This window comes from Streptomyces sp. SID5910 (genome assembly GCF_009862125.1).
In the GTDB taxonomy this organism is placed as follows: domain Bacteria; phylum Actinomycetota; class Actinomycetes; order Streptomycetales; family Streptomycetaceae; genus Streptomyces.
Genome location: NZ_WWHX01000884.1, coordinates 1 through 4,871, shown reverse-complemented (window position 1 = coordinate 4,871; position 4,871 = coordinate 1). Strand labels below are relative to the sequence as shown.

Sequence of the window (4,871 nt, the reverse complement as noted above, 5' to 3'; positions counted from 1 at the left end):
GTGCGCCGCCAGGGACTCGAACCCCGGACCCGCTGATTAAGAGTCAGCTGCTCTAACCAACTGAGCTAGCGGCGCATGACTCCCGCCGTCCGCTTCCCGCGGCCGGCGACGAGAAAAATACTACCCGGTCCGCAGGAGTGCTCACGACCACCGCCCGAGCGGGCGGGGCCTAGATCGCCAGCGACAGCAGGACCGGTGCCGCGCCCCGGTTCAGGGCGTCCGCGGCCTGCCGCAGCCGGTGCGCGTGCTCGACGGGCAGGGACAGCGCCAGGCAGCCCGCGGCGGAGCCCGCCGTCAGCGGGACGGCCGCGCAGACCGTGCCGACCGCGTACTCCTGGAGGTCGAGGACGGGCACCGTGGGCGGCTGGGACTCCAGGCGGGACAGCAGCAGCCGGTCGCTGGTGATGGTGCGCGAGGTCAGCCGGGCCATCCTGTGCCGGGCCAGGTGGTCGCGGCGGCCCGCGTGGTCCAGCTGGGTCAGCAGGCTCTTGCCGACCGCGGTGGCGTGCGCCGAGACGCGGAAGTCCACCCACTCGTTCACCCGGGGCGCGGCCGGGCTGTCGGCGTACTGGGTGACGCTGACCTCGCCGTCGACGTACCGGCTGATGTAGACGGCGGCGCCGACCGAGTCGCGCAGCCGGTCCAGGGTGTGCTGGAGCTTGTCGCGCAGGGCCTCCTCGCGGCCCTGCGCCGAGCCCAGCCGGGACAGGGCCTCGCCCGTGACGTACGCGCCGTCGGCGCTCTGCTCGACGTAGCCCTCGCGGCGCAGCATGCGCAGCAGCGGGGTCAGCCGCTCGGGGCCGAGGCCGGTCTGCCGAGTGAGCTCGGTGTCGGTGATTCCGGTGCTGTGCCGCGCCACCGTCTCCAGGGCGCGCAGGGCGTCCTGGACGGAGTGGTGCGGCGCGGTCGGCTTGTGCTGCAGCGCCACGGTGGTCTCCCCCTGCGCTCGCTTCGTAGGCCCTGGTCCGGACAGCGGGTCACCTTCACGATAGCCGTCAAAGGGCCGGATGCGCGGGGGTGTTGGCCAGATTCCGGCCCTCCCGGCCGCGGCGCCGGCCCTCTGGCACATGCCGGTGGCGTGCCCCGGCGTCCCGACCTCGGACGTCGGGGCGCCGGGGCACGCCCGCCGTCACAGCACCGCGCTGAGGAATTCCCGGGTGCGGTCGTGCTCCGGCTCGCTGAAGATCTTCTCCGGCGCGCCGGACTCGATGACCCGGCCCGAGTCGAACATCAGGACCTGGTCCGAGATGTCCCGGGCGAAGTTCATCTCGTGGGTCACGCAGAGCATGGTGATGTCCGTGCTGCGCGCGATGTCCCGCAGCAGGTCGAGGACGCCCGCGACCAGCTCCGGGTCGAGCGCCGACGTCACCTCGTCGAGGAGCAGCACCTTGGGCCGCATCGCCAGCGCGCGGGCTATCGCCACCCGCTGCTGCTGGCCGCCGGAGAGCTGGGAGGGGCGGGCGTCGCACTTGTCGGCCAGGCCCACCATGTCCAGCAGGCCCTTGGCGCGCTCCACCGCCTCGTCCTTGGACAGGCCGAGCACGGTGACCGGCGCCTCGGTGATGTTGCGCAGCACGCTCATGTTCGGGAACAGGTTGAACTGCTGGAACACCATGCCGATCTGCTTGCGGACCTCGCGGCGCTCCTTCTCGGTCGCCGGGAAGAGCTTCTGCCCGTCCACGGTGATCGTGCCCTCGTCGGGCTTGAGCAGCGTCATCAGCAGCCGCAGGATCGTCGTCTTGCCCGACCCGGACGGGCCGATCAGGGTGACGTGCTTGCCGGCGTCGACGGAGAAGTCCAGGTGGTCGAGGACGGTGTTGTCCCCGAACCGCTTGGTGACCTGCTCCAGGCGGATCAGCTCGCCGGAGCTGCGCTCGGGGCTCTTCTCGGGATTGGGGAGAGTGTCAGTGGGCAAGGCGTCGCTCCAGGGCTCGCAGGGCAAGGGAGGCCAGGTAGGAGACGATGATGAAGGCCACGCCGATCACCGTCAGGGGCTCGGTGAACTGGAAGTTCTCCTGCGAGAACAGCCGTGCCTCGCCGAGCATCTCCAGCACCGTGATCGCCATCAGCAGCGGCGTGTCCTTCAGCATCGAGATCACGTAGTTGCCGAGGGCGGGCACCACCCGGCGGACGGCCTGCGGCAGGATCACCGCGGTCCACGTCCGCCCCAGCGGCAGGTTCAGCGCCGTCGCGGCCTCCCACTGGCCGACCGGCACCGCCTCGATACCGGCCCGGTAGACCTGCATCGTGTACGTCGAGTAGTGCAGGCCGATGCCGATCACGCCGGTGGTCAGCGCCGAGGCGGTCACGCCCCACTCGGGCAGCACGTAGAAGAGGAAGAACAGCTGCACCAGCAGCGGGGTGTTGCGCACGAACTCCGTGACCACGCCGACCGGCCAGGTCACCCAGCGCGACGGCACCCGCATCAGCAGCGCCCACACCAGGCCGAGGAGGAAGGAGATCAGCGAGCCGAGCACCAGGATCTGGAGGGTGACCAGCAGGCCGTCCCAGAAGTGCGGCATGAACTCCGAGACCGCGTTCCAGTCCCACTTCATCGGACACCCCCGATCTCGGCCGGCTCAGGAGTGACGGTCTTCCGCTTCGGGACCGCCTTCCCGACGCCCGCCTTCAGCTTCTTCTCCAGACCGCGCATCACCCGCGTGAGCAGGAAGGCGATCACGAAGTAGATCAGCAGGATGTACGTGTAGATCTCCGCGCTCTCCTGGAGCGCCAGGCGCACCAGGTTGCCGCTGAACGCAAGGTCGCCCATGCCCATGATCGACACCAGGGCGGTGCCCTTGAGCAGCTCGATCAGCAGGTTGGAGAAGGGCGGGATCATCTCCGGCACCGCCTGCGGCAGCAGGATCAGCCTCATCCGCTGCCAGGGCGTGAAGCTGAGGGCGATGCCGCCCTCCTTCTGCGCCGGGTCGACCGCGCCGAGCGCGCCGCGCACGATCTCGGAGCCGTACGCCCCGTAGGTCAGGCCCAGCGCCAGCGTGCCCGCCCACATCGGCACGAGCTGCCAGCCGAAGGCCGGCGGCAGCACGAAGAACACCCAGAAGATCATCACCAGCGCGGAGGTGCCGCGGAACACCTCGGTGTAGAGGCCCGCGAGGAAGCGGACGATCCACAGCCGGTGGGTGCGCGCGACGCCGGCCACGAAGGAGACGGCCGTCGCCAGCAGCGCGCTGAAGAAGAGCAGCTGGACGGTGACCCAGACGCCCCGGAGTACGAGTTCCCACAGTCCCGATGTCATCCGCCGCACAGCTCCTTCGCGGTCAGATCGGTCATCTCGTCCGCGGTGAACCCGAACGGCTTGAGGATGCGGAGCAGTTCACCGCTCTTCTTGAGCTTCTGGAGCTCCACGTTGAAGGCGTCCCGCAAGTTCGTCTCGGTCGGCCGGAAGGCGAAGCCGCCGCCGTCGACGTGCGGCTTGCCGCCCACGACCGGCTTGAACGCCTCGGTCACCTCGGTCTTGGAGGACTTCTTCACCACCTCGCGGGTGGTCAGCGCGGTGCCCGCGAAGACGTCCACGCGCCCGGCCTCGACGGCGTTGAGACCGGCCACCTGGTCGGGGACGATCAGGATGTCGCTCTCCTTGTACCCGGCCTCGACCGCGTACTGGATCTCCGCGTACCCCGTGCCGGTGGCGAACTTGGCCTTCTTCTCCACGACGTCCTTGTAGTCGTGCAGGCCGAGCGGGTTGCCCTTGCGCACGATGAAGGCGTCGAGCATCTGGTAGTCGGGGTCGGAGAAGATGACCTGCTCGCAGCGGTCCGGGTTGATGTACATCCCGGCGGCCACGACGTCGAACTGCTGCGACGCGAGGCCCGGGATGAGGGAGCCGAACTCCGTCGGCACCGGCTGCACCCGGTCCACGCCGAGCCGCTTGAAGATGACCTGCGCCAGTTCCGGCGCCTCGCCGGTCAGCTCACCGTTCTTGTCGATGTACCCGAAGGGGATCTCGCCCGCGATGCCGAGCCGGGCCACGCCCTGCGCCCGCAGCCGGTCGAGCAGATCGCCGCCCTCGACGTTCGACGCGGTCGCGACCCGCGAGCAGCCGGCGGCCCCCAGCGCGCCGAGCGCCGCGGCCCCCGCGAGCAGCGATCGGCGAGTGGGCCCCGAACTCCCGGGCCTTCGGACGGATATGCCCCATGGAGGGGTTCTGTGTGGTGGAGCCATGGGCGCGCAGCTACCCGAAGCCCCGAAGGTTATGCCGATCTTTTTCGGACCGATACGAGGGCACGGCACCCTTGACCGCGGCGCCCCGGACCACTGCCATGGAGGGCATGGCTGATCGCTACATCGAAGTCTCGCTGGTCACACGCGGAATCACGTGCACGGCCCGACTGCTGGACGAACGGGCCCCGATCACCTGCGCGGCGGTCTGGGACGCGCTTCCCCTGGCCGGCGACGTGTATCACGCCAAATACGCCCGCAACGAGATCTACGCCCTCTTCCCGCCCTTCGCGACAACCGAACCACCCCTGGAGAACCCGACCGTCACACCCATCCCGGGCGACCTGTGCTATTTCGCCTTCGCGGGCGCCGAGTTGGGCACCAAGGCCTACGGCTACGACCGCGAGGTCCGCCCCGGCACCACCCTCGTCGACCTGGCCCTCTTCTACGAACGCAACAACCTCCTCCTCAACGGCGACGTGGGCTGGATCCCGGGCACGGTATGGGGCGAAATCATCGACGGCCTGGGACCAATGGCCGAGGCCTGCAACGACCTGTGGCGCACGGGAGCGGCGGGCGAAACCCTGAGCTTCCGGCGCGCGTAGCCGGCCGCCCTAGCTGCGGGCACCGTCCCGCATAGCTGCGGGCACCGTTCCGCATAGCTGCGGGCAGTCGTGCCGCTGGGGCGGCAC

Annotated in this window: 6 protein-coding genes and 1 tRNA gene; 1 reads left to right on the top strand and 6 read right to left on the bottom strand. The window is 69.8% G+C overall.

Annotated features, from left to right (window positions below; genetic code table 11):
- Nucleotide 1 precedes the first annotated feature (1 nt).
- The 6 genes from GTW67_RS31220 to ehuB form a co-directional block, all read right to left on the bottom strand.
- Nucleotides 2–75 (bottom strand) — tRNA-Lys (locus GTW67_RS31220).
- Nucleotides 76–169: 94 nt separating this feature from the next.
- Complete coding sequence (locus GTW67_RS31215; RefSeq protein WP_161168107.1) at nucleotides 170–928, bottom strand: IclR family transcriptional regulator domain-containing protein; 759 nt, start codon at nucleotides 926–928, stop codon at nucleotides 170–172.
- A 201-nt stretch (nucleotides 929–1,129) separates the two neighbouring features.
- The gene (gene ehuA / locus GTW67_RS31210) at nucleotides 1,130–1,915 is read right to left on the bottom strand and encodes an ectoine/hydroxyectoine ABC transporter ATP-binding protein EhuA (RefSeq protein WP_161168106.1); all 786 of its coding nucleotides are present in this window, start codon (nucleotides 1,913–1,915) and stop codon (nucleotides 1,130–1,132) included.
- Nucleotides 1,905–2,555, bottom strand: coding sequence for an ectoine/hydroxyectoine ABC transporter permease subunit EhuD (gene ehuD / locus GTW67_RS31205; protein ID WP_161168105.1), 651 nt, complete (start codon nucleotides 2,553–2,555; stop codon nucleotides 1,905–1,907). Before ehuD ends, ehuA begins: the two co-directional genes overlap by 11 nt.
- Nucleotides 2,552–3,256, bottom strand: coding sequence for an ectoine/hydroxyectoine ABC transporter permease subunit EhuC (gene ehuC / locus GTW67_RS31200; RefSeq protein ID WP_161168104.1), 705 nt, complete (start codon nucleotides 3,254–3,256; stop codon nucleotides 2,552–2,554). Before ehuC ends, ehuD begins: the two co-directional genes overlap by 4 nt.
- Entirely contained in the window at nucleotides 3,253–4,182 is a 930-nt protein-coding gene (ehuB, locus tag GTW67_RS31195; RefSeq protein ID WP_202437941.1) for an ectoine/hydroxyectoine ABC transporter substrate-binding protein EhuB, read from the bottom strand. The genes ehuC and ehuB overlap by 4 nt, the downstream gene beginning before the upstream one ends.
- A gap of 107 nt (nucleotides 4,183–4,289) precedes the next feature.
- Between ehuB and GTW67_RS31190 the strand changes: the two genes are divergently transcribed.
- The gene (locus tag GTW67_RS31190) at nucleotides 4,290–4,784 is read left to right on the top strand and encodes a DUF3830 family protein (RefSeq protein ID WP_161168103.1); all 495 of its coding nucleotides are present in this window, start codon (nucleotides 4,290–4,292) and stop codon (nucleotides 4,782–4,784) included.
- The last annotated feature ends 87 nt before the right edge of the window (nucleotides 4,785–4,871 follow it).

Bases quoted from the DNA above. Each gene is read 5' to 3' on its own strand.
- ehuD (WP_161168105.1), bottom strand. From the start codon at position 2,555: ATGAAGTGGGACTGGAACGCGGTCTCGGAGTTCATGCCGCACTTCTGG.
- ehuC (WP_161168104.1), bottom strand. From the start codon at position 3,256: ATGACATCGGGACTGTGGGAACTCGTACTCCGGGGCGTCTGGGTCACC.
- ehuB (WP_202437941.1), bottom strand. From the start codon at position 4,182: ATGGCTCCACCACACAGAACCCCTCCATGGGGCATATCCGTCCGAAGG.
- GTW67_RS31190 (WP_161168103.1), top strand. From the start codon at position 4,290: ATGGCTGATCGCTACATCGAAGTCTCGCTGGTCACACGCGGAATCACG.